The following is a 26448-nucleotide window of genomic DNA, read 5'->3' on the forward strand; positions in this document are numbered from 1 at the left end:
CCTTAAGACTTGATCACTGGCCCCACGAATCGCGCAGGGTCACGGTACGATTGAATACCGGCTGACCTGGTTTCGAGTCCTTGATATCCGCGACGAAGTAGCCTTCGCGCTCGAACTGGAAACGGTCTTCCGGCTGTGCATTGCCCAGCGAGGGTTCAGCACGACAACCGGTCAGCACTTGCAGTGAGTCAGGGTTGATGTTGTCCAGGAAACTCGCGCTGTCCTCGGCCTTCTCCGGGTTCGGAGAACGGAACAGGCGATCGTACAGACGCACTTCGCACTCGATGCTGGCAGCGGCCGGCACCCAGTGAATCACGCCCTTGACCTTGCGGCCTTCAGGGTTCTTGCCCAGGGTGTCCGGATCGTACGAGCAACGCAGCTCGACGATGTTGCCGTCGGCGTCCTTGATCGCTTCGTCGGCACGGATCACGTAGCTGCCGCGCAGACGTACTTCGCCGTTCGGCTCCAGGCGCTTGTAGCCTTTTGGCGGCTCTTCCATGAAGTCATCGCGGTCGATGTAGATTTCACGGGCGAACGGCAGCTGGCGCACGCCGAGTTCTTCTTTCTGCGGATGACGCGGCAGTTCGAGGTTCTCGACCTGGTCTTCCGGGTAGTTGGTGATCACGACTCTCAACGGACGCAGCACGCACATGGCGCGCGGGGCGTTGGCGTCCAGATCCTGACGGATGCTGAACTCGAGCATGCCGAAGTCGACCACGCCGTCGGAACGGTTGGTGCCGATCATCTCGCAGAAGTTGCGGATCGACGCCGGGGTGTAGCCACGACGGCGGAAGCCCGACAGCGTCGACATGCGCGGATCGTCCCAGCCGTTGACGTGTTTCTCGTCAACCAGTTGCTTGAGCTTGCGCTTGCTGGTGATGGTGTAGTTGAGGTTCAGACGGCTGAATTCGTACTGACGCGGACGCGCCGGCACTGGCAGTGCGTCGAGGAACCACTCGTACAGCGGACGATGGCTTTCGAACTCCAGGGTGCAGATCGAGTGAGTGATGCCTTCGATGGCGTCCGACTGACCGTGGGTGAAGTCGTAGTTCGGGTAGATGCACCACTTGTCACCGGTCTGATGGTGATGGGCGTGGCGGATGCGGTACATGATCGGGTCGCGCAGGTTCATGTTCGGCGAGGCCATGTCGATCTTGGCACGCAGTACGCGGGCACCGTCCGGGAACTCGCCTGCGCGCATGCGGGCGAACCAGTCCAGGTTCTCTTCCACCGAACGGTCGCGGAACGGGCTGTTCTTGCCCGGCTCGGTCAGACTGCCGCGGTATTCCTTGGCTTGCTCAGGGGTCAGGTCGTCGACGTAGGCCTTGCCGGCCTTGATCAGCTCTACCGCCCAGTCGTGCAATTGGTCGAAGTATTGCGAGGCGTAGCGCACTTCGCCGGACCATTCGAAGCCCAGCCATTTGACGTCGCTTTCGATCGCGTCGATGTATTCCTGGTCTTCCTTGGCCGGGTTGGTGTCGTCGAAACGCAGATGAGTAACGCCGCCGAACTCCTGGGCCAGGCCGAAGTTCACGCAGATCGACTTGGCGTGACCGATGTGCAGGTAGCCGTTGGGCTCAGGCGGGAAACGGGTGACGATCTGCGTGTGCTTACCCGAGTCCAGGTCCGCCTGGATGATCGGGCGCAGGAAATTGACCGGCGTGACAGGGCCGGTCTTGGAATTCGAGGTAGGGTCGACAGTGGGCTTGCTCATAGGATCCTTGAACGTACAGTGCGCGGCCGGAACACGGGCCTGACAAAACAAAGCCGCTATCATAGCCGATGCTGTCAAGCCCCTGACAGAGCGGGGCTTAAAAGGAATGCATTTAATCGCCGGGTTTTGAAAAACAGCCTCGAAATTCGCGCCTGTCACGCTAAACTGCGCACCTTGGCCCTCACGGGCTGAACCGGTACGGGGCCCAAATGTCCCAATACCCACGAATTCCTTATAAAACGCGCTTCAACTTATAAAGAGTAACGATCATGACTCAAGTTAAATTGACCACCAACTTCGGTGACATCGTCCTGCAACTGGACGCTGAAAAGGCGCCGGTCACCACCGCCAACTTCATCGAATACGTTAAAAAGGGTCACTACGAGAACGTCGTGTTCCACCGCGTCATCAAAGGCTTCATGATCCAGGGCGGCGGTTTCGAGCCAGGCATGAAAGAAAAGAAAGACAAGAGCCCGAGCATCCAGAACGAAGCCGACAACGGTCTGAAGAACGACAAGTACACCATCGCCATGGCCCGTACCATGGACCCGCATTCGGCTTCGGCGCAGTTCTTCATCAACGCCTCCGACAACAGCTTCCTGAACCACACTGCCAAGACCGCTCAGGGCTGGGGTTATGCCGTGTTCGGTAAAGTGGTTGCGGGCACCGACGTTGTCGACAAGATCGAAGGCGTTTCCACCACGTCCAAGGCAGGCCACCAGGACGTACCAGCAGACGACGTGATCATCGAGAAAGCCGAGATCATCGAAGCGTGATATTGCTGATTTCAGACTTGCATCTGGAAGAGGAGCGCCCGGACATTACCCGGGCGTTTCTGGATTTGCTCGCCGGACGCGCCCGCTCGGCGAGTGCGTTGTACATTCTGGGCGACTTTTTCGAGGCGTGGATTGGCGACGACGCCATGACCCCTTTCCAGCGTTCCATCTGCCAGGCCCTGCGCGAACTCAGCGACAGTGGCACGGCCATTTTTCTGATGCACGGCAATCGCGACTTCATGCTCGGCAAAGCCTTCTGCAAACAGGCCGGCTGCACGCTGTTGAAGGACCCGAGTGTCGTGCAGTTTTACGGCGAGCCGGTGTTGCTGATGCACGGCGACAGCCTGTGCACCCGCGACGAAGCCTATATGAAGCTGCGCCGTTACCTGCGCAACCCGCTCAGCCTGTTCATCCTGCGCAACCTGCCCTTGCGCACCCGCCACAAACTGGCGCGCAAGTTGCGAAGCGAAAGCCGGGCGCAGACGCGGATGAAGGCCAATGACATCGTCGATGTCACGCCGGAGGAAATTCCGCGGATCATGCAGGAATACGGGGTAAAAACCCTGGTTCACGGGCACACCCATCGCCCGGCGATCCACAAGTTGCAGATCGGCGATCAGGCAGCGAAGCGGATTGTGCTGGGGGATTGGGATCGTCAGGGCTGGGCGTTGCAGGTGGATGAGAACGGGTTTGCATTGGCGCCGTTCGACTTCGCGCCGCCGCCCTCACTGCCCGCCACCGCCACCGTCTGATCGTTCCCACGCTCTGCGTGGGAATGCAGCCCGGGACGCTCCGCGTCCCATGCCGAAGCGGACGCGGAGCGTCCATTGAGGCATTCCCACGCAGAGCGTGGGAACGATCTTGCGCGACCCCGGACTCAGTGACCGCTGGCCGCAGGGCCTGCCTTCGCAGCAAACGGCGGCTTGGCCAGCCACACAATCAGAATCAACCCCATGAACCCCCATCCCAGAAGCGTGAAGTAATCCACGGTCGAAAGCATGTACGCCTGACTGGTCAGCACATGATCCAGTTGCGCATACGCCGGATTGCTCGCCCCGCCCAATTGATTCAACGCCTCACGGGTCGCCGGCTCATAAGTGCTGATGCTCTCGCTCATATAGGCATGGTGCTGATCCGCCCGGCGAATCCAGATCCACGTCGTCAACGACGCCGCAAAGCTACCGCCCAATGTCCGCAGGAACGTCGCCAGACCAGCGCCATCGGCAATCTGGCTCGGCGGCAAGTCCGACATCAGAATGCTCAGCGTCGGCATGAAGAACAGCGCCACGCCAATCCCCATGAACAGCTGCACCAGGGCAATGTGCTGGAAGTCCACCTCGTTGGTGAACTCGGCGCGCATGAAGCAGCTCAGGCCGATCGCCAGGAACGCCAGACCGGCCAGCAGGCGCAGGTCGAACTTGTGCGCGTACTTGCCGACAAACGGTGACAGCAGCACCGGCAGAATGCCGATCGGCGCCACCGCCAGTCCGGCCCAGGTCGCGGTGTAGCCCATCTGGGTCTGCAACCACTGCGGCAGGATCAGGTTGATGCCGAAGAACCCGGCGTAACCCAACACCAGCACCAGCGTGCCGATGCGGAAGTTGCGATAGGCGAACAGCCGCAGGTTGACCACCGGATGCTGGTCGGTCATTTCCCAGATCACGAACACCGCCAGCGCGATCACCGAAATCGCCGCGCCAATGATGATGAAGTTCGATTCGAACCAGTCCAGGTCATTGCCCTTGTCGAGGATCACCTGCAAGGCGCCCACGCCGATGATCAGCGTGATCAGCCCGACGTAATCCATCGGCTGATGACTGGTGACCACCGGACGTTTGGCCAGTTGCTGGCGCACCACCATCACCGCGAAGATCCCGATCGGCACGTTGATGAAGAAAATCCACGGCCAGCTGTAACTGTCGGTGATCCAGCCGCCGAGGATCGGCCCGGCAATCGGCGCCACCACCGTGACCATCGCCAGCAACGCCAGGGCCATGCCCCGCCTCGCCGGCGGATACACCGCAATCAACAGCGTCTGGGTCATCGGGTACAACGGCCCGGCCACCAGGCCCTGCAGCACGCGGAAGCCGATCAGTTCCGGCATCGAGGTGGAAATACCGCAGAGGAACGAAGCCAGCACAAACAGGATGGTCGCCCACAGAAACAGCTTCACCTCGCCGAAGCGACGGCTCAGCCAACCGGTGAGCGGCAGCGCAATGGCGTTGCTCACGGCGAACGAGGTGATGACCCAGGTGCCCTGCTCCGAACTCACGCCGAGGTTGCCGGAAATGGTCGGCAGCGCCACGTTGGCGATGGTGGTGTCGAGCACCTGCATGAAGGTCGCCAGCGACAGGCCGATGGTGCTGAGCAACAGGCTGGGCGGCGTGAAAGAGGCGTTATTGCTCATCGCGAATCCTTTGGAACTCGGCGGGTGCCGCGCTTGTTACAGACGCAGTAACCTTTGTGGGAGCGAGCTTGCTCGCGATGGCGGTCTGTCCGATAAATTAATGCTGAATGACACACCGCTTTCGCGAGCAAGCTCGCTCCCACAGGGGGAAGGAATTAGCGTTGCGCGGTCTTGCTGACCGCCGCGCTGTTGTCGTGAATCAACTGGGTGATCATCGCGTCGGCTTCGGCCAGTTGGCGGTCGTAGACGTTGGTGCTGAACGAGGCCTTTTGCGGCGGCTGCTGGGCCAGTACCGGGCCGCTCTGGTCGTGCAGGTTGACCTCGACATTGGTCGACAGACCGACGCGCAGCGGGTGCTTGGCCAACTCTTCGGCGTTGACGTGAATCCGTACCGGCACACGTTGCACGATCTTGATCCAGTTACCGGTAGCGTTCTGCGCCGGCAACAGGGCGAACGCGCTGCCGGTGCCCGCGCCGAGGCTGTCGATGGTGCCGCTGAACTTCACGTCGCTGCCGTAGATGTCCGACTCGATCTCCACCGGTTGGCCGATGCGCATGTCACGCAGCTGGGTTTCCTTGAAGTTGGCGTCGATCCACAGTTGATCCAGCGGAATCACCGCCATCAGCGCGGTGCCCGGCTGCACGCGCTGGCCGAGTTGCACGGTGCGCTTGGCGACGTAACCGGTGACGGGGGCGATCAGCGTGCTGCGGGCGTTGTTCAGGTAGGCCTGACGCAACTCTGCCGCCGCCGCCATCACGTCCGGGTGCGACGAAACCACGGTGTCATCGACCAGCGCGCTGGTGGTTTTCAGTTGCTGTTTGGCGTTAGCCAGGGCGTTCTGCGCCGAGGTCAGGTCATCGCGGGCGTGGGACAGTTCTTCCTGGGAAATCGCCCCGCCGGCCGCGAGGTTTTTCCGCCGGTTGAAGTTGTCCTGGGCTTTCTGCACTTCGGCCTGTTGCGCATTGACCTGGGCTTTCATGCCATCGACGTTGCTGTACAGACCGCGCACCTGACGCACGGTGCGGGCCAGTTTCGCCTGAGCGCTTTGCAGGCCGACTTCGGCGTCGTTCGGGTCGAAGTTGATCAGCACCTGGCCTTCATGAACCAAGTCACCGTCGTCGGCGCCGATGCTGACCACGGTGCCGGTCACCAACGGGGTGATTTCCACCACGTTGCCGTTGACGTAGGCGTCGTCGGTGCTTTCGCTCCAGCGCCCGATGAATTCGTGATACGCCCAGACACCGGCACCGGCGAGGGCAACCACAACGGCCAGTACCAGCAGCATCACCTTGCGTTTGCGCGGGTTGCCAGAGTCCTGGGCGTTGTCTTGAGCTTGTGTGTTTTCGGCAGTGGCCATGACAAATACCTTGAATTAGTTGTGCGGCGTGGCTGGGGTGGCGTTGGCTGCGGTCAGGGTTTCACCCTGGAAGCCGCCGCCCAGCGCTTGCATCAGTTGAATCGACAGGTCGATCTGCTCGGCATTCAGGTTGGCCAGCTGACGCTGGGCCTGCAGCAATTGCTGCTCGATGCTGAGCACGTCCAGGTAGTTGCCGATGCCGGAACCGTAACGCTGGACGACGGTGTTGTAAGAGTCCTGGGCAATCTCGGTCGCATGCTGCTGGGCGCCGATCTGCCGGCCGATGTCACGCAACTGGTTGATCGTGTCGCTGACATCGCCCAGGGCTTTCACCAGGCTTTTGTTGTATTGCGCCACGGCGAGGTCGTAATCGGCGTCGCGGGCATCGAGGTTGGCGCGCAAGCGTCCGCCATCGAAGATCGGCACCGAAATCGTCGGGGCAATGTTGAAGAAGCGACTGGCGGAACCGAACATCGCGTCCCCCAACAAGGATTCGGCACCCGCGGAAGCCGACAGGTTCAAGTTGGGATAGAAGCGGGTCTTGGCTGAGTCGATGTCCTTGCTCGCCGCCTCGACACGCCAGCGCGCGGCAACCAGATCCGGGCGACGGCCCAGCAGTTCGGCCGGCAGCACCGATGGCAGCGCGACGGCGCTGGCTTGCAGGACTTTCGGCCGGGCGATTTCGTTGCCGCGATCCGGGCCTTTGCCGAGCAACACGGCCAGGGCGATTTTCGCGCTGTTCAGGCGCTTTTCAGCGTCGATCAGGCTGGCTTCGGAGCTGGCTTCCAGACTTTGGGTCTGCTGGAACTGGTACTGGCTGTCGATCCCGGAGCTCAAACGACGTTGGCTCAGGTCGAGCATCTGCTGAGTGCGCTTGAGGTCTTCGTTGGCCAGGTCATAAACGATATGCGCCTGACCCAGATCGCTGTAGGCCCGGGCCACGTCGGCAGCCAGGGTCAGTTGCGCGGCCTGACGGTCGACTTCGGCGGCGCGGGCCTGACCGAGTGCGGCTTCCCAGGCATCACGCTGACCGCCCCACAGGTCGAAGTTGTAATTGAAGCCGGCGCTGATGTTGCGCACGGTGGCGTAGGCGTCGCCCTGCCCTCGCGGGTCCTGATCCTTGGCCAGACGCGAACGGCTGATACCGGCGCTGGCGTCGAGGGTCGGATAGCGCTCGGCATCGGCGGCATACGCGGCGGCGCTGGCCTGATGGGCGCGCGCGTCGGCGATCTGCATGTCCGGGCTGTCTTTCAGGGCTTCGCGGATCAGGCCGTCGAGCTGCGGATCGCCGAGGCTGGTCCACCAGTCGCTCTTCGGCCACGCGGCCTGGGACAGAGTCACGCCGTTGAGCGATTGCCCGGTCTTGAGGGTTTTCGCATCGAGGCTGGCGCCCTGGGTATCGAGGCCACTGTAGTTGGCGCAACCGGCGAGGATCATCGCCGACAGCACCAGTGTCAGGCTGCTGCGCAAGGTTTTACCGCTCATTGTGTTCACCTAACCGCTGGATGGTGATCGGGTCACCGGCTGCCAGCAAAATTTTCTTGAGGATGTATTCCAGGGTTTTCAACTCGTCCGGGGTCACGGCGCCGGCCAGTTCATTCATGGCATCGGCGCCGATGTGCGGCAGGCGATCGGCCAGTTGCTGGCCCTGCTCGGTGAGTTTGAGTTGCACCTGACGGCGATCGCCTTCGCTGCGTTGGCGAACAAGGAAACCTTTCTGCTCCAGACGATCGAGCATGCGGGTCATCGAACCGCTGTCCAGCGACAGGTGCCGGCACAGCTCGGCCGGGGTGTCGACGCCGAACTGGGCCATGATGATCAACACCTTGAACTGCGCGGCGGTGATGCCGTGGGGTTCCATGTGGGTGTCGATGATCTTGTCCTTGAGTAAAGCGGCACGGCCGAGCAACAGGCCGAGATGGCAATGCTGGAATTCATCCGGGGTGAAATGCTTCATGTACGCACCTAATAACTGCCTAGGCAGTGAATGTATGTCGAGATGTTACTGCCTAGGCAGCGAATGTCAACGTAATAGTTAGGTTGCTTTGTAATTAGTTGACCAATGGACTGGTTTTTATGTACGCAGGCGGCCGCCATCGCGAGCAAGCTCGCTCCCACACAGTTTTTGTGGCGTTCACAAATCCCGTGTGGGAGCGAGCTTGCTCGCGATAGGAGCGACTCGGTTTCGGAGGGAACGCGGGCTAGAAATCCCGCTTGTAGAAGATGTCCAGCGAACTGGCCACGCCGCTGGCGGCTTCGAGGTAGACCTTTTTGCTCAGCTTGTAGCGCAAGGCGATGGTGTTAGCCGGTTCGAACACGCCGACGCCGTAACGCAGACTGAGCTTTTCGGAGATGTTGCCACTGGCCACCACGCTGGTGGTGTTGCCACTGCCCTGGGTGTCGAGCTGGAAGTCCTGAATGCCCAGGTCACTGGCCAGACTGCTGGTGACCCCGGAACTGCCCATCAGACCCAGACCGAGCGCCGCCTGCGCGAGCATGTTGTTGTCTTCGCCGGTAGTGCTCAGCGGACGCCCCAGCACCAGATAGGACAGCGCCTGCTCCTGGCTCATGGCCGGTTCCGAGAAAATCTGCGTGGTCGGCTGCTCGGCGCTGCCGCTCAGGCGGATACCGGCGATCACGTCATCGGTCTGGCGGATCGCTTCGATGTCCAGATACGGCTGATCGATCGGCCCGGCAAACAGCAGACGCGCGCGACGCACCGTCAGGCGCTGACCATAGGCGCGGTAGCGCCCGTCGTTGAGCCACAGCTCGCCACGGGTGTCCATGTTGTCACCAATGTGCACCTGGCCTTGCAGGTTGGCGGTCAGGCCGAAACCGGCGAAGCTCAATTTGTCCTGGCCGACCACCACGTCGATGTCCATTTTCATCGCCAGCGGCGGTTTGCCCTCTTCGGTCTGCGCACCGACGATGATCGTGTCATCGGAGACTTTCACCGTCGATGGCGGCAGCTCGCGCACGGTGATTTCGCCTTTCGGTACCAGCACCTTGCCGGCAATCGCCAGTTCATCGCCGGCCATGGAAATTTTCAGGTCCGGCGCCACTTCAAGCTTGGCGTAGGGCTCGACCGTCACCGGCAATTGCGTGCCCTTGAGCGCCAGATCTACCACCAGCGCCTGGCCCCAGGCGATGTTGCCGTTCAGGCTGCCCTGCCCGCTCTTGCCACTTTTCCAGCCGCCGTTCAGTTGCACGGCCTCACCGGCGATCACCGCCTGCAGTTGCAACGCTTGCAGCTCGATCGGCAACTCCGGCCCGGACACTTCGCCGTCGCTGAGTTGCACGGTGCCGTTGACCAGCGGCGCGAGCAGCCCGCCGGAAATCGTGCCGCTGCCATTCAAGCGCCCGGTGAGTTTTTCGACCATCGGCACAAACGGCCGCGCCACCGACAGATCCAGTCCGCTGAGGCGGAATGTACCGCTGAGTGGCTTGTTCTTCGGCAGCGGGTTGAGCTGCGCCTGCACCATCAATTCACCGAGCTTGCCACCGACGAAGTTGAGGTCGGTGTCGATGCGTTTCGGCGTGAGTTTACTGGTGAGCTTGAGGGTCTGGTACGGGAAGTCGACCCACTGATCCTTTTCCTTCATGCGCAAGGTGCCGCCGCTGGCGTCGATGCTGACCACGCCGTTCGGGCCGCTGGCCGGCAGGTCCAGTTGCAGGTCGGCGTTGAGCTTGCCCTGCCAGGCGAAATCTTTCGGCAACCACTGCGCCAGGCTTTCGATCGGGAATTGCTTGAGGTGATAACGCAGCTTCGGCTCCGGCATCAGGCGCTGGTCTTCGCCACACAGGCTGGCATTGCCGGACATCCAGCAATGGGCGCCGAAGTTGATTTTGCCATCGGCCAGACGCTCGAGTTTCGCCGGGTTTTGCAACTTCCAGTCCTGGCCGCCGGCCTGAATGTCGCCACTGGCCAGACGCCCGCGCCAGTTGCCTTTGTCCAGGTTGCCGTCCAGGCCCAGCGCCAGTTTCAGCTTAGGCCCGAGCAGGTCGAGGTTGAGTTTCTGGTTTTTGATATCGCCCTGAGCGCTGGCGGTCAGGGTGCCCAGCGACGTGTCGCCGGCCTGAATCCCGCTGCCCTTGAGGTCGATTTTCGCCCGTTGCGTGCTGTCGAGGGTGGCGTCGAGGTTGAGGCTTTGCAGGCGGTTGTCCTGGAACGCCAGTTGCGAACCTTGCAGCCCGAGCTTGCCCTGCGGCGCCTTGAGCGTACCGGCGACATCGACCCGACCGTTGATCTGCCCGCGCAGTTGCGGCCAGAGCTGGGCCAGACGTGCCAGTTTGATGTCGATTTGCCCGGTGAGCTTCTGTTGCAGGCTGCCCTTGCCGTTGATGCTGTTGTCGCCGAGGCGGATTTGCAGGGCATTCAGATTCCACTGCTCGCCAGCGCCGTCGGCCTTGGCTTGCAGGATCGCCGGTTGCCCGCGCAGTTTGCCTTTCAGATCGAGGTCGGCATTCAGGCTCAGGCGCTCGTTCTTCATTTCGCCTTTGCTTTTCAACGGGCCGGCCAGGGTGCCCGGCAACTCCGCAACCCAGTACGCCGGGTTGAGCGCCGACAATTCCAGCGCGGTGTCCCAGGCAATGCCATCGGCGAACTGCACGTTCACATGGCCTTCGGCCTTGCCTTGCCCGGCTTCGAGTTTCACTTGTGGCAGAAAGATCTGCTTGAGATTGCCGCTGAACGGACTGCTCAGGGTGAACGCCCCCGCCGGCCCATCTGCAGCGGCGGCAAAGTTACCAATGTATTGACCGTCGGTGTAGGAGACTTCGCCCGTGAAGGTACGCAACGTGACCTGCGGCTCGTCGATTTCCGGATACAGCCGATGCCACGGAAAATCCAGCCAGTTGATGTTGGCCTGTGCACTGAGGCCTTTGCTCCAGTCGACATTGCCGGTCAGCTTGAGGCTTTGCTTGTCGTTGGCTGTCAGATCGAGGCCGGCGATCTGCGCGCCGTTGGCGTCGACCTTGCCTTTGAGCAGCAACGCCACCGGACCTTTCTCGGCAGGCAGCGTCGCATTGCCGAGGAGTTGGTAACCGTTTTTCAGGTCGCCTTCGCCGGTCAATACCAGTTGATTGAATTGCAGGGTGTCCGGCAGGTCGGCGCTCGGCTTGAACGCCTCCGAGGTGATCCGCACCTTGGCCGGCAGATTTTCCACCAGCGGTTGCAGTTCACCGCTCAACCGGCCGTCGAGGTAGCCATGGCTGTCGGCGTGCAAGTTGAGGGTTTTCAGCAGGTCGCCGTCGATTTTCAGCGCCAGCGTCCACGGTTCGGGCGCCGGCGACGGCAAGGTCAGATCACCGGTGATGTTCAGCGGCCAGTTGCCGGTCGGTTGTAGCAGGCCGGACAGATTCAGGCTCAACTCGTCGCGTTGCAGTTTCACGCTGTCGATCTGCATGCCTTTGGCGGTCCAGTGCGCCGCCAGTTGCAGGCCTTTCAGTTCTTCACTGCCGTTGAACAGCAGGCTGCCAACCTGCACGTCGCCCAGCTCGATGGCCACGGGCAATTGCAGATCAGGAAGTTTGATCGGGCCGCTTTCGGTGACTTCTTCGCTCGGCGGGAATCGCAGGCTGACGGTATCGGCCTTGAGCTGTTCGATGCACAGGGTCATTCGCGTCAGGCACAGCGGCGACCATTCGAAGATCGGCTTGGTCAGCTCTACGCGGCTGCTGTCCTGCTGCCACAACAGGTGATCGGCGCTCCACTGCCCGCCGAGACGACCCTGGAAATTGTCGACGCTCAGGCCCGGCACCAACCCCAGCACCCAACGGCTGCCGGCCTGCGTTCCGAGCACAGCGGTGATGCTCAATACAATCAGCAGCACCAGCGACAACAGCGCCAGCGCCGATATTTTCAAACCACGCTTCACAGCTCAGGCCCCATGGAAAAGTGCAGCCGGATGCCGCCATCGTCGTCCAGCGCGTGGGCCAGGTCGAGGCGGATCGGCCCCACCGGCGAGACCCAGCGCACACCGATACCGACCCCGGTCTTGAGGTTTGGCAGTTCGAGTTTGTTGAAGGAGTTGCCCTGATCGACGAAGGTCGCCACGCGCCACTTCTCGGCAATCGAATATTGGTACTCGACGCTGCCGGCCACCATGTAGCGCCCGCCGATGCGGTCGCCCTCGGAGTTCTCCGGGGACAGGCTCTGATAGTCGTAACCGCGCACGCTCTGATCGCCGCCAGCGAAGAAGCGCAGCGACGGCGGCACCGATTTGTAGCCGTTGGTGGCGCTACCACCGACCTGCACCCGACCGAGCAGACGGTGCTTGTCGAACACGGTGGTCAGGCCTTTGACCAGCGCCGTGCCGTAAACCAGGTTGTTGTCCGAGCCGAGGCCTTCTTTCGCCACTTTGCTCTCGAAGGTCAGGCGATAGCCATTGTGCGGGTCGATGCGGTTGTCGCTCTTGAGGTAGGAATAGCTGACGCCGGGCATCAGCAAGGTGCTCAGACCGGAGTCGTCGCCGAGCTGGTATTCCTCGCGCTGCCATTTCAGCGAGATCACCCGCTGCCAGCCGCTCGGCAGTTTGCTGTGCCATTCCGGGCCGAAGGTCAGCAGCTTGCTCAAGGTGTCGGAACCGTCGATGTCCTCATATTGATAACCGCCGGCCCAGCGTAGTTTGTCGGTCAGCGGCGGATCCAGCGGAATGTCATAGAACAGACCGACGTTCTGCCGTGGCGCCGACAGTTCGGCCTCCCAGCCATAACTGTCGCCCTGCGGGTTGACCCAGTGACGGGTCCAGTTGGCCTTGATTCGCGGGCCGACGTCGGTGGAATAACCGAGACCCAGGCCCATGGTGCGCGGCTTGCGGGTGTCGAGTTTGACGTCCACCGGGATCACGTCGTTTTTTGCGGCGGTCGGCGCGGCGTCGACCCGCACGCCTTCGAAATAGCCGCTCGATTGCAGGTCGCGGTTGAGTTCGGCGATCAGCTCGGAGTCATACGGATCGCCGGCCTTGAACGGCACCATGCGTTGCAGCAGGTCTTCGTCGAACGGTGTGTCGCCTTCAAAACTGACTTTGCCCAGCGCATAACGCGGGCCGCTTTCGTAGATCAATTCGACGTCGGCGACTCCCGCGCGGGGATCGACCATCAATTTCTGACTGGTGAAACGGCCGCTGAAGAAGCCATAGCGCGACGCCTGGTTCTGAATCAGGCGCTTGGCGTCTTCGTAACGCCCATGGTTGAGCACCGCGCCGGGCTTGAGCACGTCACTCTTGGGGACTCGAAAGGATTTGAGGGAGGCCGCCGGGCCGTCGATGCGCACGGTCACGTTGCGCAGACGGATAGGCTCGCCGGGATCGATGTTCAGCACCAGACGCGGTTTTTCGCCGCCCTTGACGTCACTTTCGATCTGCGGCTGGTAATAACCCAAAGCCTGGGCGGCCTTGCGCGCCTGTTCTTCGGCGCCGCGACTGAAGCGTTGCAAGGCTTCTTCGTCACGATCGCCGAGGCTGCCGATATAGCCTTCTATATTGGCTTTCAGTTCATCGTTGGACGGTTTGATCCGCACATCCAATTCACTTTGCGCCAGCGCCGCGCAGCTGGTTAACAGCATGAGCACGCCACTGGTAAATCTTCCTGGAAACTTCATAGGCGCGGATGCTATCACGGGCTTGGGAGCGTGATAGAACAGGAAATTTCCCAAAAAGTTCGATGGTCATCCCGTTGCTGTTTGTAACACCTGCGGGTTGGCGTGGAAAAACACGTGCTCGCGCACCGGGCCGACAGCGACTTCGCCGATTTCCTCGTAGCCCTGACGCTTGTAGAACTCCAGATAACGCGGGTTGCCGGTGTCGAGGATCACGCCTTGGGAGCTCTCGTCCACCGCGCACCAGTTGTGCACCGCTTGCAGCAGCTGTTCGCCGAAGTGTTTGCCCTGAAATTGCGGATGCACACCGAGCAGCGGCAGCATGTGCACCGAGTCGGTCGGTACGCAGGCTTCAACGGCAGCGTGGTATTCCAGATAACGGCGGGTGCAGCGAAAACCGGTGCTCAGCACCATGCGCAGACGCCAGGCCCAACTCTCGGTAACACCCAGACGCCGTTGCGGCGGCGCGATCAGGGCGATGCCGATCAAGCGGTCGTTGACCAATAGGCCGATGGCCGGCAGATCCTGCAGGAAATGCTGTTTAACCAGTTCCCGCACCGTCGCGCGCACCCGCTGCTCGTAACCCGGGCGCTCGGCTTCGAACAGGTAAGCGAACGTCGGCTCGTGACGATAGGCCTGATAAAGAAGGGATCGCGCTTCACGGGAATAGCCGCGGTCGAGCATATGAATGTCGGCAATGGCGGTTTGGGTTTCAGGCATGACGGTGATTCTCCCTGGACGGGACTCAACAGGCCCCGTTCTTGTTATACGAGCCTTGGGCTGAAGGGATCGTTCCCACACCCGAAAGACATTAGCAGCGCATATGGACTACCGCCACGCTGGCCCAGATCCTACATGTCAGCTAGCATCGCCCTTTTGCCAGGACTGCCGACCATGAAGATCGTTTCCTTCAACATCAACGGACTGCGGGCCCGTCCGCATCAGCTGGCGGCGCTGATCGAAAAGCATCAGCCGGACGTCATCGGCCTGCAGGAAACCAAGGTCCATGACGACCAGTTCCCGTTGGAAGAAGTGCGGGCCCTGGGTTATCACGTGTATTTCCACGGCCAGAAAAGCCATTACGGTGTCGCCCTGCTCTCGCGCCAGGAACCGATCGCCGTGCACAAAGGCTTCGCCACCGATGAAGAAGACGCGCAGCGACGCTTTATCTGGGGCACATTCGCCGACGCCAACGGCGTGCCGATGACAATCATGAACGGCTATTTCCCACAGGGCGAAAGCCGCGACCATCCAACCAAGTTCCCGGCCAAGCAGCGCTTCTACAGCGATTTGCAGGCGTTGCTGGAAAGCCAGTTCCACAATGAACAACCGCTGGTGGTGATGGGCGACGTCAACATCTCCCCGGAAGACTGCGACATCGGCATCGGCCCGGACAACATGAAGCGCTGGCTGAAAACCGGTAAATGCAGCTTCCTGCCGGAAGAGCGCGAGTGGATGGCCCGCCTGAAAAACTGGGGCCTGACCGACAGCTTCCGTCACCTGAACCCGGACGTGACCGACATGTTCAGCTGGTTCGACTACCGCAGCCGTGGCTTTGAAGACGAGCCGAAGCGTGGTCTGCGCATCGATGTGATTCTGGCGTCCCACGGCTTGCTGCCACGGGTGAAAGCGGCCGGTGTCGACTATGAACTGCGCGGAATGGAAAAGCCTTCGGACCATGCGCCGATCTGGCTTGAATTGAGCTGAGATCCTGTGGGAGCGAGCTTGCTCGCGATAGCAGAGTGTCAGGCTGCAAAAGCTTGACTGGCACACCGCAATCGCGAGCAAGCTCGCTCCCACATTGATTCAGCTGTAATGTTTTGGTCATGCGCCTGACTTAATCTCCCCGGCAATCCCCGTGGCTGCAATCGGTGCCGGCATGACCCTGCGTGTTCTGTTCGTCTTTCTCCTGAGCGCCTGGCTGCAGGTTGGGTTTGCGGCGTTGCCCATTCCCGTGAACGGCCCGGTATTGCGCATCCAGGGTTCCAATACCATTGGCGCGGCGCTTGGCCCGGCGCTGGTTGAAGGCCTGCTGCAAGATCAGGGGCTGTTGAAAGTCCACAGCGAAACCCCGGACACCGCTAACGAGCAACGGGTCGTCGGCCTCACGGCTCAAGGCCAAAGAGTCGTGGTGGAGATCGCCGCCCACGGTTCGAGCACCGGATTCACTGCACTCAAGAACGCCAGCGCCGACCTGGCTGCCTCGTCGCGCCCGATCAAGGACAGCGAACTGCTGAACCTGCAAGCCCGGGGCGATCTGAAAAGCCCCGGCGCCGAGCAAGTCATCGCCATCGATGGCCTGGCGATCATCCTCCATCCCGACAATCCGCTGAATCAACTGAACACCGAACAACTGGCGCGGATCTTCAGCGGCGAGGCGAAGACGTGGGAAGACGTCGGCGGCAAGGGTGGGACGATTCATTTATATGCGCGGGATGATCAGTCCGGCACCTACGACACGTTCAAGGAACTTGTCCTCAGCCGTCGTGGGAAATCGCTGAGCAACGCCGCGAAACGGTTTGAATCCAGCGAGCAGTTGTCCGACGCCGTCAGTGCCGACCCGCAGGCCATCGGTTTCATCGGCCTGCCCTATGTGCGTCAGGCCAAGGCCGTGGCGATTGTCGACGGACAATCCCAGGCGATGCTGCCGCTCGCCAGCCTGATCGCCACCGAAGACTATCCGCTGTCGCGGCGGCTGTTCTTCTATCTGCCGCCCGACAGCAACAATCCGTGGGCCAGGGCCTTGGTGGAGTTTGCGCAGAGCCGTCGGGGCCAGACGATTGTCGCGGCCAACAGTTTTATCGCCCAGACTGTGCAGGCCATCGCCGTCACGCCGAATGCGCTGATGCCCGAGGGTTATCAATCCCTCAGCCGACACGCCCAGCGTCTGACCGTGAACTTCCGCTTTGAAGAAGGCAGCGCCAGCCTCGACAACAAGGCCCGCCAGGATCTGGCCCGGGTGTTCGACTATATAAAGCACCACGACAAGACCGACCGCGCGGTAACACTGGTGGGATTCGGCGACGCCAAGGACGACCCGGCGCGGGCGGATTTGCTGTCGAAGCTGCGGGCGATGGCGGTACGTCGGGAGCTGGTGAAAAACGGCGTGGTGTTACGCGAGGTGCGCGGGTTTGGCGCGCTGATGCCGGTGGCGACCAACAGCGGGGATGAGGGCAGGATCAAGAATCGGCGGGTTGAGGTTTGGGTTTACTGAACCTCCCCAATCGTTCCCACGCAGTACGCTGATCGTTCCCACGCTCTGCGTGGGAATGCATACCGTGACGCTCCGCGTCACAGTGGACGCAGAGCGTCCATGGCTGCGTTACCACGCAGAGCGTGGGAACGATCAGGGCTGACGCGGAATGTCTGTAATCAGCGCTCGCTGCGCAGCATTTCCTTCGGCACATACTTGCCGATCTCGAACTTGCCGATTGCCGCGCGGTGCACTTCGTCCGGGCCGTCGGCCAGGCGCAGGGTGCGTTGCATGGCGTACATGTAGGCCAGCGGGAAATCGTTCGACACCCCTGCCCCGCCATGAATCTGGATCGCCCGGTCGATCACCCGCAACGCGACGTTCGGTGCGACGACCTTGATCTGCGCGATCTCGCTCTTGGCGACCTTGTTGCCCACGGTGTCCATCATGTACGCCGCCTTCAGGGTCAGCAGGCGAGCCATATCGATTTCCATCCGCGAGTCGGCGATCTTGTCGACGTTACCGCCCAGACGCGCCAGCGGTTTGCCGAACGCGGTGCGGCTCACCGAACGTTTGCACATCAGTTCCAGCGCGCGCTCGGCCATGCCGATCGAACGCATGCAGTGGTGAATCCGGCCTGGGCCGAGGCGACCCTGAGCGATTTCGAAGCCGCGTCCTTCACCGAGCAGGACGTTTTCGTACGGCACCCGCACGTTGTCGAACAGCACTTCGGCGTGGCCATGCGGTGCGTCGTCGTAACCGAACACCGGCAGCGGGCGGACGATTTTCACGCCGGGGGTGTCGACCGGCACCAGAATCATCGAGTGCTGAGCATGACGCGGGGCGTCGGGGTTGCTCAGCCCCATGAAGATCAGGATCTTGCAGCGCGGATCGCAGGCGCCGGAAGTCCACCATTTCTTGCCGTTGATCACCCACTCGTCGCCATCGCGTACGGCACGGGCGGCCATGTTGGTGGCGTCGGAGGACGCAACGTCCGGCTCGGTCATGGCGAACGCCGAGCGGATCTCGCCGCGCAGCAGCGGTTCGAGCCAGCGCTGTTTCTGTTCTTCGTTGGCGTAACGCACCAGCACTTCCATGTTGCCGGTGTCCGGCGCCGAGCAGTTGAACGGCTCGGGACCGAGCAGCGAACGGCCCATGATTTCCGCCAATGGCGCGTATTCGAGGTTGGTCAGCCCGGCACCGAGCTCCGACTCAGGCAGAAACAAATTCCACAGCCCTTCAGCCTTTGCCTTGGCTTTGAGTTCTTCCATGATCGCCGTCGGCTGCCAGCGGTCGCCCTCGGCAACCTGCCGTTCGAACACGGCTTCGGCCGGGTAAACGTAAGTGTCCATGAACGCGGTCACGCGCTCACGCAGTTCTTGCACCTTGGGCGAATAAGCGAAATCCATGAGCAATTACCTTTTTTCGGCAGGTTGTTTAAGTCATGCAATCGATGCTAGAACAGCGTTGATAATTTACCTAGCCTATTCTCGGCGTGTATAAACATTCATCACCGATATATGATTGGTTGATTTTCCTGGCCGCCCTGACCCGCGCCATTCATCTATAACAAGCACCTATAACAAGAGAGCCGCGTAATGAATCTGAGCAAGGTCGACCTCAACCTTTTCATCGTCTTCGACGCGATCTACACCGAAGCCAACCTGACCCGCGCCGGGCAGATTGTCGGCATTACCCAGCCTGCGGTGTCCAACGCCTTGGCGCGGTTGCGCGAGACCTTCAACGACCCGCTCTTCGTACGCACCGCCCAAGGCATGGTGCCGACGCCCATGGCGCAGAACATCATCGGCCCGGTGCGCAACGCGCTGTCGTTGTTGCGGGTTTCGGTTCAGGAAAGCCGCATTTTCAACCCTTCGCAAGCGGTCAAGACCTACCGCATCAGCATGACCGACCTGACCGAAGCGGTGATTTTGCCGCCACTGTTCCAGCGCCTGCGTCGCCTGGCGCCGACGGTGATCATCGAGAGCTTTCTGTCCAAGCGCCGGGAAACCACCAAGGAACTGGCCGCCGGACGCCTCGACTTTGCCGTGGATGCGCCGCTCAACACCGACCCGCAGGTGCGCCACGTCAAGCTGATGGAAGACCGTTACGTCTGCGCGATGCGCAAGGGCCATCCGCTGGCGACCAAGGAAAAATTCACCCTCGACGATTACCTGTCGCTGACCCACATTCATATTTCCAGCCGTCGCAGTGGCTTGGGCCATGTCGATCTGGCGCTGGGCAAAATGGGCATCCAGCGCAAGATCGCCCTGCGCTCGCAGCACTATCTGATGGCATCCCAGGTGTTGCAGCAGACCGACATGGTGATGACCGTGCCGGAGCGTTTCGCCCGCCGCCATGACCTGCATGCGTTCAATCTGCCGGTCAACGATGTGCCGCCGGTGGAAACCCATTTGTACTGGCACGAAAGCACCGATCAGGACCCGGCAAACCGCTGGATGCGCGAGCAGATGATCGAGTTGTGCCAGCAAGTGACGGCGCACGAGAAGAAGCTCGACAAGCTGCAGGCGTCCGCCACTTGACGTATACGTCAACCTGCCATTAGCTTAGCGCCAAGACCTTATTTCGAGCGCTTTCATGAGCAGCCAGACCTACAGCATTTCCGACCTCGCCCGTGAGCTGGACATCACCACCCGGGCGATCCGCTTCTATGAAGAACAAGGCCTGCTCAGCCCCGAGCGCCGAGGCCAGGAACGCATCTATTCGCCGCGCGACAAGGTCAGCCTGAAGCTGATCCTGCGGGGCAAGCGCATCGGTTTCTCCCTGGCCGAGTGCCGCGAGCTGATCGAGCTCTACGACCCTTCCAGCGGTAACACCAAACAACTCAACAGCATGCTGGCAAAAATCAGCGAGCGCCGGGAACAGCTCGAGCAGCAATTGCTGGACATCGAACAGATGAAGTTGGAACTCGACACCGCCGAAGAACGCTGCGTGCAGGCGCTGGAGCAGACGCTGAAGAGTCAGCAATCAGTTCAGTGAGCCAACACCAATCCCCTGTGGGAGCGAGCTTGCTCGCGATTGCGGTTAGACCGTCAGCATCATTTTTGAATGTCAGACCGCTATCGCGAGCAAGCTCGCTCCCACAGGGTTCTCGATATAGTCAGATAATGAGCAGGTTCAGCCCATGTCCCTCCCCTCCCAAGTACGCCTGATCGAAGTCGGCCCGCGTGACGGCCTGCAGAACGAAGCCCAGCCCATCAGCGTCGCCGACAAGGTGCAACTGGTGGACGCGCTTAGCGCCGCCGGTCTCGGCTATATAGAAGTCGGCAGTTTTGTTTCGCCCAAGTGGGTGCCGCAGATGGCCGGTTCCGCCGACGTATTCGCGCAAATCCAGCGCAAGCCCGGCGTGACCTATGGCGCGCTGGCGCCGAACCTGCGCGGTTTCGAAGATGCGCTGGCGGCCGGGGTCAAGGAAGTTGCGGTGTTTGCTGCTGCGTCCGAAGCCTTTTCGCAACGCAACATCAATTGCTCGATCAGCGAAAGCCTCGCGCGGTTCGCGCCGATCATGGAGTCGGCGAAACAGCACGGCGTTACCGTGCGCGGTTACGTGTCCTGCGTGTTGGGTTGCCCTTATGAAGGCGAGGTCGCGCCGGAGCAAGTGGCCATGGTGGCCCGCGAGCTGTACGCGATGGGCTGCTATGAAGTGTCGCTGGGTGACACCATCGGCACCGGCACCGCCGGCGCTACCCGTCACCTGTTCGAAGTGGTCTCGAAACAGGTGCCCCGAGAAAAACTCGCCGGCCACTTCCACGACACCTACGGCCAGGCCATGGCCAATATCTACGCCAGCCTGCTGGAAGGCATCGCGGTGTTCGACAGCTCGATCGCCGGCCTCGGCGGCTGCCCGTACGCCAAGGGCGCCAGCGGTAACGTTGCCACCGAAGACGTGGTGTACCTGCTCAACGGCCTGGGCATCGAGACCGGTATCGACCTCGACGCCTTGATTGCCGCCGGCCAGCAGATCAGTGCCGTGCTCGGCCGCCCGACCGGTTCGCGCGTGGCCAAGGCTCGCAGCGCACAGTGAGGGGATGGTGTTACCGCCGAGCGCGAAACGTGGTCACAAGCGAGTAACACGGAAACAAATTGTCTGGTTTTGCCCGAAGGAAAAATCCTTCAAAAAGCTCAAGCCTTTGATTTGCAAGGGTTTCTAAAAGTTGGCACGGCTTCTGCTATCTCTATGGCATAACAAGAATAAAAAGCAGCAAACCAATAAAAATAAGACGTACCGACTCTGACATAACAAAAACAACACGGCAGAGACGCAGCTAACAGATTTTTTTGGAGAAGGTGTGCTTTTCAGGGTATTCCTCGGAATGACCCGCAACCGGGCAGAGAACAATAAAACTACCTTCAGGTAGCTCCCGAATCGGTTGGATCGCTTAGCGAGAAAGCAGATCAGCGCTCAAAAAAATACGTTTGCTCTTGACCCCGGATGGGGGTCGCCAAAAACAGCGGTAAAGGGCCACGGTTGCCAAAAACAACAACAGACCGCCCCTCAATAATAAAAAAGAGCACGCGACGACAAAATTAAAGGGGAGCTTCGGCTCCCCTTTGTGCTGTCTACGATCCCTGTTTTCACCGCCGCCCCCTTGTGGGAGCGGGCTTGCTCGCGAATGCGTCAGGTCAGTCAATATGCTGGGTGAATGGCACACTGCATTCGCGAGCAAGCCCGCTCCCACATTCGATCTTTGTCAGGCCTGCTTTTCTCGCAACTCCTCGATACTGATCTCGCGCATCCGGAATTTCTGGATCTTGCCGGTCACCGTCATCGGAAACTCCTCGACGAATTTAAAGTAACGCGGTGTCTTGAAGTGGGCGATGCGCTCCTTGCACCACGCTTGCAGCTCTTGTTCGGTGGCGCTGTGGCCGGGATGGAATTTGATCCAGGCGACGATTTCCTCACCGTAACGCGAGCAGGGAATGCCGATCACTTGCACGTCCGCCACCGCAGGATGAGTGAAGAAGAACTCTTCCAGTTCGCGCGGGTAAATGTTTTCGCCGCCACGGATGATCATGTCCTTGTTGCGGCCGGCGATGCACACGTAACCCTCATCGTTCATGCTCGCCAGGTCGCCGGTGTGCATCCAGCCTGCCGCGTCGATGGCTTCGGCGGTGGCAGTCGGGTTGTTCCAGTAGCCGAGCATCACGCTGTAGCCACGGGTGCACAGCTCGCCGATGGTGCCGCGCGGTACTGGGTTGCCGGCCTCGTCGATGATTTTGCTTTCGAGTTGTGGCTGGGTGCGGCCGACGGTAGTGACGCGCAGTTCCAGTTCGTCGGATGGCCCGGTCTGCAGGGACACGGGGCTGGTTTCGGTCATGCCGTAGGCGATCTGCACTTCACTCATGTGCATTTCGCTGATGACCCGGCGCATCACTTCGATCGGGCAAGTTGCGCCGGCCATGATCCCGGTGCGCAGGGTCGACAGGTCGAACTCGGCACGCTGCGGCTGATCGAGCATGGCGATGAACATGGTCGGCACGCCGTACAGCGCGGTGGCTTTTTCTTCGGCGACGGTGCTCAGGGTCAGCAGCGGATCGAAGGCATCGTTGGGATAAATCATCGTGCTGCCGTGGGTGATACAGCCGAGGTTGCCCATGACCATGCCGAAGCAGTGATACAGCGGCACCGGGATCACCAGGCGATCGGCGGCGGTCAGGCCGAGGCTTTCGCCGACCATGTAACCGTTGTTGAGGATGTTGTAATGACTGAGGGTCGCGCCCTTGGGAAAACCGGTGGTGCCGGAGGTGTACTGGATGTTGACGGGCTGATCGAAGTGCAGGCTGTCGCTGCGTTCGCGCAATTGTTCTGGAGAGACACTGGCGGCCAGATCTGCCAGTTGCGACCACGGGAGAAAACCCGAAGGCGGCTGGGGATCAAGGCTGATCAACCCGCGCAGCTCAGGTAGACGCTCGCTGCGCTGTTCGCCGATGGATTGCTCGGCCAGTTCCGGCAGCAAGCCTTGCAACATGCCGTGGTAATTGGAGCTCTTGAACGCCCCGGCGCAGACCAGCCATTGGCAGCCGGATTGCTTGAGCACGTATTCGAGTTCGGAGCTGCGGTAGGCCGGGTTGATGTTGACCAGAATCACGCCGATCTTCGCGGTGGCGAACTGTGTGATGCACCACTGCGCGCAATTCGGTGCCCAGATGCCGAGCCGGTCGCCGGCCTGCAAACCCAACGCCAGCAGGGCTCTGGCGTGAACATCCACTGCTTCCGCCAGTTGCCGCCAGGTGTAACGCTGCTGCTGATGGCGCACCACCAGCGCCTCGCCGTCCGGGTACTGCGCGACGGTCTCGTCGAACTTCTGCCCGATGGTCATCGCCAGCAAGGCTTTGTCCTGGGAACCACGGGTATAGCTGCGCTGCGGGTTTGCACTGGGTTGATCCATGACGACCCCTATTGTCTTTATTAGTGGGTGTTGGAACGGAGCCACGGCAGCTCCGACCATTCAGAACTGGCTCTACTCTCGCTCAAGTTGACGTTAACGTAAAGGGTGATTGACAGCCATTCGTCACAGGCTTACGTTAACGTAAAGGTGAGAACTGAACGCCCTTCTCCCCACCCTACAAAAAAGCCAAAAGGTGACCCATGAGCTACCCAACCCTGAACTTTGCCCTCGGCGAAACCATTGACATGCTGCGCGATCAGGTTCAGTCCTTCGTTGCCAAGGAGATCGCCCCGCGTGCCGCGCAGATCGACAGCGACAACCTGTTCCCCGCTGATCTGTGGCGCAAGTTCGGTGACATGGGCCTGCTTGGCATCACCGTGCCGGAAGAGTACGGCGGCGCTGGCCTGGGTTACCTGGCGCACGTGGTGGTGATGGAAGAAATCAGCCGGGGTTCGGCTTCGGTGGCGTTGTCCTACGGCGCCCACTCCAATCTCTGCGTGAACCAGATCAACCGCAACGGCAACCACGAGCAGAAAGCCAAATACCTGCCGAAACTGATTAGCGGCGAACACGTCGGCGCACTCGCCATGAGCGAGCCGAATGCCGGTTCCGACGTGGTCTCGATGAAACTGCGCGCCGATAAACGCGGCGACCGGTTCGTGCTCAACGGCAGCAAGACCTGGATCACCAACGGCCCCGACGCCAATACCTACGTGATCTACGCCAAGACCGATCTGGAAAAGGGCCCGCACGGCATCACCGCCTTCATCGTCGAGCGCGACTGGAAAGGCTTCAGCCGCAGCAACAAGTTCGACAAGCTCGGCATGCGCGGCTCCAACACTTGCGAGCTGTTCTTCGATGACGTCGAAGTGCCGGAAGAAAACATCCTCGGCGTGCTCAACGGTGGCGTGAAAGTGCTGATGAGCGGCCTCGATTACGAGCGCGTCGTGCTGTCCGGTGGACCGACCGGGATCATGCAGTCGTGCATGGACCTGATCGTGCCGTACATCCACGACCGCAAGCAGTTCGGCCAGAGCATCGGCGAATTCCAGCTGATCCAGGGCAAAGTCGCCGACATGTACACCCAGCTCAACGCCAGCCGTGCCTACCTCTACGCCGTGGCCCAGGCCTGCGAGCGCAACGAAACCACGCGCAAGGACGCCGCCGGCGTGATCCTCTACACCGCCGAACGCGCTACGCAAATGGCCCTGGATGCAATCCAGATTCTCGGCGGTAACGGTTACATCAACGAATTCCCGGCCGGCCGTCTGTTGCGTGACGCCAAGCTGTACGAAATCGGCGCCGGCACCAGTGAGATCCGTCGCATGCTGATCGGTCGCGAACTGTTCAACGAAACCCGCTAAACGGAGCTGTCCATGGCTATCCTGCATACCCAGCTCAACCCTCGTTCAGCGGAGTTCGCCGCCAACAGCGCGGCGATGCTCACACAGGTCGACGCCCTGCACACCCTGCTCGCCCAGGTGGCCCAAGGCGGCGGCGCGAAAGCTCAGGAGCGTCACACTTCGCGCGGCAAGCTACTGCCGCGTGAGCGGATCAACCGCTTGCTCGATCCGGGCTCGCCGTTTCTGGAAATCAGCCAGTTGGCCGCCCACACCGTTTATGGCGAGGACGTGCCAGCCGCTGGCGTGATTGCCGGGATCGGTCGCGTGGAAGGCGTCGAATGCATGATCGTCGCCAACGACGCGACGGTGAAAGGTGGCTCGTACTACCCGCTGACCGTGAAAAAACACCTGCGCGCCCAGACCATCGCCCAGCAGAACCGTCTGCCATGCATTTATCTGGTGGACTCGGGCGGCGCCAACCTGCCGCGTCAGGACGAAGTGTTCCCGGATCGCGAGCATTTCGGGCGGATCTTCTTCAACCAGGCCAACATGAGCGCCATGGGCATTCCGCAGATTGCCGTGGTCATGGGATCGTGCACCGCTGGCGGCGCTTATGTGCCGGCGATGGCGGACGAAGCAATCATGGTGCGCAATCAGGCGACGATTTTCCTCGCCGGCCCGCCCTTGGTGAAAGCCGCGACCGGTGAAGTGGTCAGCGCCGAAGACCTCGGCGGGGCCGACGTGCATTGCAAGATTTCCGGGGTCGCCGACCATTACGCTGAAAGCGACGAGCACGCCCTCGCCCTCGCCCGCCGCAGCGTCGCCAATCTCAACTGGCGCAAGCTCGGCGAAGTGCAGCAGCGCGCGCCGATTGCGCCGCTGTACGCCAGCGATGAGTTGTACGGCGTGGTTTCGGCAGACGCCAAACAGCCATTTGATGTGCGTGAAGTGATTGCGCGACTGGTCGACGGCTCAGTGTTCGATGAATTCAAAGCCTTGTTCGGCACCACACTGGTGTGCGGCTTTGCCCACCTGCACGGCTACCCGATCGCGATCCTCGCCAACAACGGCATCCTGTTCGCCGAAGCCGCGCAAAAAGGCGCGCACTTCATTGAACTGGCCTGCCAGCGCGGGATTCCGCTGCTGTTCCTGCAAAACATCACTGGTTTCATGGTCGGCCAGAAATACGAGGCCGGCGGCATCGCCAAACACGGCGCGAAACTGGTGACCGCTGTGGCGTGCGCCAAGGTGCCGAAATTCACCGTGATCATCGGCGGCAGCTTCGGCGCCGGCAACTACGGCATGTGCGGGCGGGCTTTCGATCCGCGTTTCCTGTGGATGTGGCCGAACGCGCGAATTGGTGTGATGGGGGCAGAGCAGGCGGCGGGCGTGCTGGTTCAGGTCAAGCGCGAGCAGGCCGAACGCAGCGGTCAGGCGTTCAGTGCCGAGCAGGAAAGCGAGATCAAGCAACCGATTCTCGACCAGTACGAAGAACAGGGACACCCCTACTATTCCAGCGCACGGCTTTGGGACGACGGCGTCATCGACCCGGCGCAGACCCGCGATGTGCTGGCCCTGGCCTTGTCCGCGTCGTTGAACGCGCCTATCGAACCGAGCCGCTTCGGCGTGTTCCGGATGTGATCGGGAGAA

General features: G+C 61.1%; 19 protein-coding genes. 9 read left to right on the forward strand and 10 right to left on the reverse strand.

The window, feature by feature from the left end:
* Positions 1 to 13 precede the first annotated feature (13 nt).
* Positions 14 to 1714, reverse strand: coding sequence for a glutamine--tRNA ligase/YqeY domain fusion protein (locus CAF63_RS25685; protein ID WP_085690020.1), 1701 nt, complete (start codon positions 1712 to 1714; stop codon positions 14 to 16).
* Positions 1715 to 1983: 269 nt separating this feature from the next.
* Between CAF63_RS25685 and CAF63_RS25690 the strand changes: the two genes are divergently transcribed.
* Both CAF63_RS25690 and lpxH read left to right on the forward strand, forming a co-directional pair.
* The gene (locus tag CAF63_RS25690; RefSeq protein WP_085690022.1) at positions 1984 to 2490 is read left to right on the forward strand and encodes a peptidylprolyl isomerase; all 507 of its coding nucleotides are present in this window, start codon (positions 1984 to 1986) and stop codon (positions 2488 to 2490) included.
* On the forward strand, positions 2487 to 3242 hold the full coding sequence (lpxH, locus tag CAF63_RS25695) for a UDP-2,3-diacylglucosamine diphosphatase (RefSeq protein WP_085690024.1): 756 nt from the start codon (positions 2487 to 2489) through the stop codon (positions 3240 to 3242). Before CAF63_RS25690 ends, lpxH begins: the two co-directional genes overlap by 4 nt.
* 125 nt (positions 3243 to 3367) lie before the next feature.
* Here the strand turns inward: lpxH and CAF63_RS25700 are convergent, their stop codons facing one another.
* The 7 genes from CAF63_RS25700 to CAF63_RS25730 all read right to left on the reverse strand — a co-directional run bounded on the left by CAF63_RS25700 (position 3368) and on the right by CAF63_RS25730 (position 14572).
* A complete protein-coding gene (locus CAF63_RS25700) occupies positions 3368 to 4897 on the reverse strand; it encodes a DHA2 family efflux MFS transporter permease subunit (RefSeq protein ID WP_085690026.1) in 1530 nt (509 codons plus the stop codon).
* A 155-nt stretch (positions 4898 to 5052) separates the two neighbouring features.
* Complete coding sequence (locus tag CAF63_RS25705; protein ID WP_085690028.1) at positions 5053 to 6255, reverse strand: efflux RND transporter periplasmic adaptor subunit; 1203 nt, start codon at positions 6253 to 6255, stop codon at positions 5053 to 5055.
* A gap of 15 nt (positions 6256 to 6270) precedes the next feature.
* Complete coding sequence (locus CAF63_RS25710) at positions 6271 to 7740, reverse strand: efflux transporter outer membrane subunit (RefSeq protein ID WP_085690030.1); 1470 nt, start codon at positions 7738 to 7740, stop codon at positions 6271 to 6273.
* Positions 7730 to 8212: a MarR family winged helix-turn-helix transcriptional regulator gene (locus tag CAF63_RS25715; RefSeq protein WP_011334990.1), complete on the reverse strand. Its 483-nt coding sequence runs from the start codon at positions 8210 to 8212 to the stop codon at positions 7730 to 7732. Before CAF63_RS25715 ends, CAF63_RS25710 begins: the two co-directional genes overlap by 11 nt.
* A 244-nt stretch (positions 8213 to 8456) precedes the next feature.
* Complete coding sequence (locus CAF63_RS25720; RefSeq protein ID WP_085690032.1) at positions 8457 to 12131, reverse strand: translocation/assembly module TamB domain-containing protein; 3675 nt, start codon at positions 12129 to 12131, stop codon at positions 8457 to 8459.
* The gene (locus CAF63_RS25725; protein ID WP_085690034.1) at positions 12128 to 13855 is read right to left on the reverse strand and encodes an autotransporter assembly complex family protein; all 1728 of its coding nucleotides are present in this window, start codon (positions 13853 to 13855) and stop codon (positions 12128 to 12130) included. The genes CAF63_RS25720 and CAF63_RS25725 overlap by 4 nt, the downstream gene beginning before the upstream one ends.
* A 66-nt stretch (positions 13856 to 13921) precedes the next feature.
* Positions 13922 to 14572, reverse strand: coding sequence for an N-acetyltransferase (locus CAF63_RS25730; RefSeq protein ID WP_007951503.1), 651 nt, complete (start codon positions 14570 to 14572; stop codon positions 13922 to 13924).
* Positions 14573 to 14746: 174 nt separating this feature from the next.
* On the opposite strand from CAF63_RS25730, the gene xthA reads away from it, so the two are divergent.
* A complete protein-coding gene (gene xthA / locus CAF63_RS25735; RefSeq protein WP_085690036.1) occupies positions 14747 to 15559 on the forward strand; it encodes an exodeoxyribonuclease III in 813 nt (270 codons plus the stop codon).
* Positions 15560 to 15731: 172 nt separating this feature from the next.
* Positions 15732 to 17066 (forward strand): substrate-binding domain-containing protein, encoded by a 1335-nt coding sequence (locus CAF63_RS25740; RefSeq protein ID WP_085690116.1) that lies wholly within the window; start codon positions 15732 to 15734, stop codon positions 17064 to 17066.
* A 158-nt stretch (positions 17067 to 17224) separates the two neighbouring features.
* Here CAF63_RS25740 and CAF63_RS25745 read toward each other — a convergent pair whose 3' ends face one another.
* Positions 17225 to 18454, reverse strand: a complete 1230-nt coding sequence (locus CAF63_RS25745) for an acyl-CoA dehydrogenase (protein ID WP_041075051.1) — start codon at positions 18452 to 18454, stop codon at positions 17225 to 17227.
* Between the two features lie 189 nt (positions 18455 to 18643).
* Here CAF63_RS25745 and CAF63_RS25750 point away from each other — a divergent pair, with 189 nt between their 5' ends.
* The 3 genes from CAF63_RS25750 to CAF63_RS25760 all read left to right on the forward strand — a co-directional run bounded on the left by CAF63_RS25750 (position 18644) and on the right by CAF63_RS25760 (position 21090).
* Complete coding sequence (locus CAF63_RS25750) at positions 18644 to 19588, forward strand: LysR family transcriptional regulator (protein WP_085690039.1); 945 nt, start codon at positions 18644 to 18646, stop codon at positions 19586 to 19588.
* Between the two features lie 55 nt (positions 19589 to 19643).
* Positions 19644 to 20045 carry a MerR family DNA-binding transcriptional regulator gene (locus tag CAF63_RS25755; protein ID WP_085690041.1) on the forward strand — a complete coding sequence of 134 codons (402 nt, stop codon included), beginning with the start codon at positions 19644 to 19646 and terminating at the stop codon, positions 20043 to 20045.
* A 145-nt stretch (positions 20046 to 20190) separates the two neighbouring features.
* Entirely contained in the window at positions 20191 to 21090 is a 900-nt protein-coding gene (locus CAF63_RS25760; RefSeq protein WP_085690043.1) for a hydroxymethylglutaryl-CoA lyase, read from the forward strand.
* A gap of 667 nt (positions 21091 to 21757) precedes the next feature.
* Here the strand turns inward: CAF63_RS25760 and CAF63_RS25765 are convergent.
* Positions 21758 to 23455 (reverse strand): AMP-binding protein, encoded by a 1698-nt coding sequence (locus CAF63_RS25765; RefSeq protein ID WP_085690045.1) that lies wholly within the window; start codon positions 23453 to 23455, stop codon positions 21758 to 21760.
* A 200-nt stretch (positions 23456 to 23655) separates the two neighbouring features.
* Here CAF63_RS25765 and CAF63_RS25770 point away from each other — a divergent pair, with 200 nt between their 5' ends.
* Together CAF63_RS25770 and CAF63_RS25775 are read left to right on the forward strand one after the other, a co-directional pair.
* Positions 23656 to 24819 carry an isovaleryl-CoA dehydrogenase gene (locus CAF63_RS25770; protein WP_085690047.1) on the forward strand — a complete coding sequence of 388 codons (1164 nt, stop codon included), beginning with the start codon at positions 23656 to 23658 and terminating at the stop codon, positions 24817 to 24819.
* 12 nt (positions 24820 to 24831) lie between these two features.
* Positions 24832 to 26439: a carboxyl transferase domain-containing protein gene (locus CAF63_RS25775; protein WP_085690049.1), complete on the forward strand. Its 1608-nt coding sequence runs from the start codon at positions 24832 to 24834 to the stop codon at positions 26437 to 26439.
* Positions 26440 to 26448 lie beyond the last annotated feature (9 nt).

Source organism: Pseudomonas sp. B20(2017), from assembly GCF_002113125.1.
GTDB lineage: Bacteria > Pseudomonadota > Gammaproteobacteria > Pseudomonadales > Pseudomonadaceae > Aquipseudomonas.

Coding starts and splice junctions, on each gene's coding strand:
- CAF63_RS25685 (WP_085690020.1), bottom strand. CDS start 1,714: ATGAGCAAGCCCACTGTCGACCCTACCTCGAATTCCAAGACCGGCCCT.
- CAF63_RS25690 (WP_085690022.1), top strand. CDS start 1,984: ATGACTCAAGTTAAATTGACCACCAACTTCGGTGACATCGTCCTGCAA.
- CAF63_RS25700 (WP_085690026.1), bottom strand. CDS start 4,897: ATGAGCAATAACGCCTCTTTCACGCCGCCCAGCCTGTTGCTCAGCACC.
- CAF63_RS25705 (WP_085690028.1), bottom strand. CDS start 6,255: ATGGCCACTGCCGAAAACACACAAGCTCAAGACAACGCCCAGGACTCT.
- CAF63_RS25710 (WP_085690030.1), bottom strand. CDS start 7,740: ATGAGCGGTAAAACCTTGCGCAGCAGCCTGACACTGGTGCTGTCGGCG.
- CAF63_RS25715 (WP_011334990.1), bottom strand. CDS start 8,212: ATGAAGCATTTCACCCCGGATGAATTCCAGCATTGCCATCTCGGCCTG.
- CAF63_RS25725 (WP_085690034.1), bottom strand. CDS start 13,855: ATGAAGTTTCCAGGAAGATTTACCAGTGGCGTGCTCATGCTGTTAACC.
- CAF63_RS25730 (WP_007951503.1), bottom strand. CDS start 14,572: ATGCCTGAAACCCAAACCGCCATTGCCGACATTCATATGCTCGACCGC.
- xthA (WP_085690036.1), top strand. CDS start 14,747: ATGAAGATCGTTTCCTTCAACATCAACGGACTGCGGGCCCGTCCGCAT.
- CAF63_RS25740 (WP_085690116.1), top strand. CDS start 15,732: ATGACCCTGCGTGTTCTGTTCGTCTTTCTCCTGAGCGCCTGGCTGCAG.
- CAF63_RS25745 (WP_041075051.1), bottom strand. CDS start 18,454: ATGGATTTCGCTTATTCGCCCAAGGTGCAAGAACTGCGTGAGCGCGTG.
- CAF63_RS25750 (WP_085690039.1), top strand. CDS start 18,644: ATGAATCTGAGCAAGGTCGACCTCAACCTTTTCATCGTCTTCGACGCG.
- CAF63_RS25755 (WP_085690041.1), top strand. CDS start 19,644: ATGAGCAGCCAGACCTACAGCATTTCCGACCTCGCCCGTGAGCTGGAC.
- CAF63_RS25760 (WP_085690043.1), top strand. CDS start 20,191: ATGTCCCTCCCCTCCCAAGTACGCCTGATCGAAGTCGGCCCGCGTGAC.
- CAF63_RS25765 (WP_085690045.1), bottom strand. CDS start 23,455: ATGGATCAACCCAGTGCAAACCCGCAGCGCAGCTATACCCGTGGTTCC.
- CAF63_RS25770 (WP_085690047.1), top strand. CDS start 23,656: ATGAGCTACCCAACCCTGAACTTTGCCCTCGGCGAAACCATTGACATG.
- CAF63_RS25775 (WP_085690049.1), top strand. CDS start 24,832: ATGGCTATCCTGCATACCCAGCTCAACCCTCGTTCAGCGGAGTTCGCC.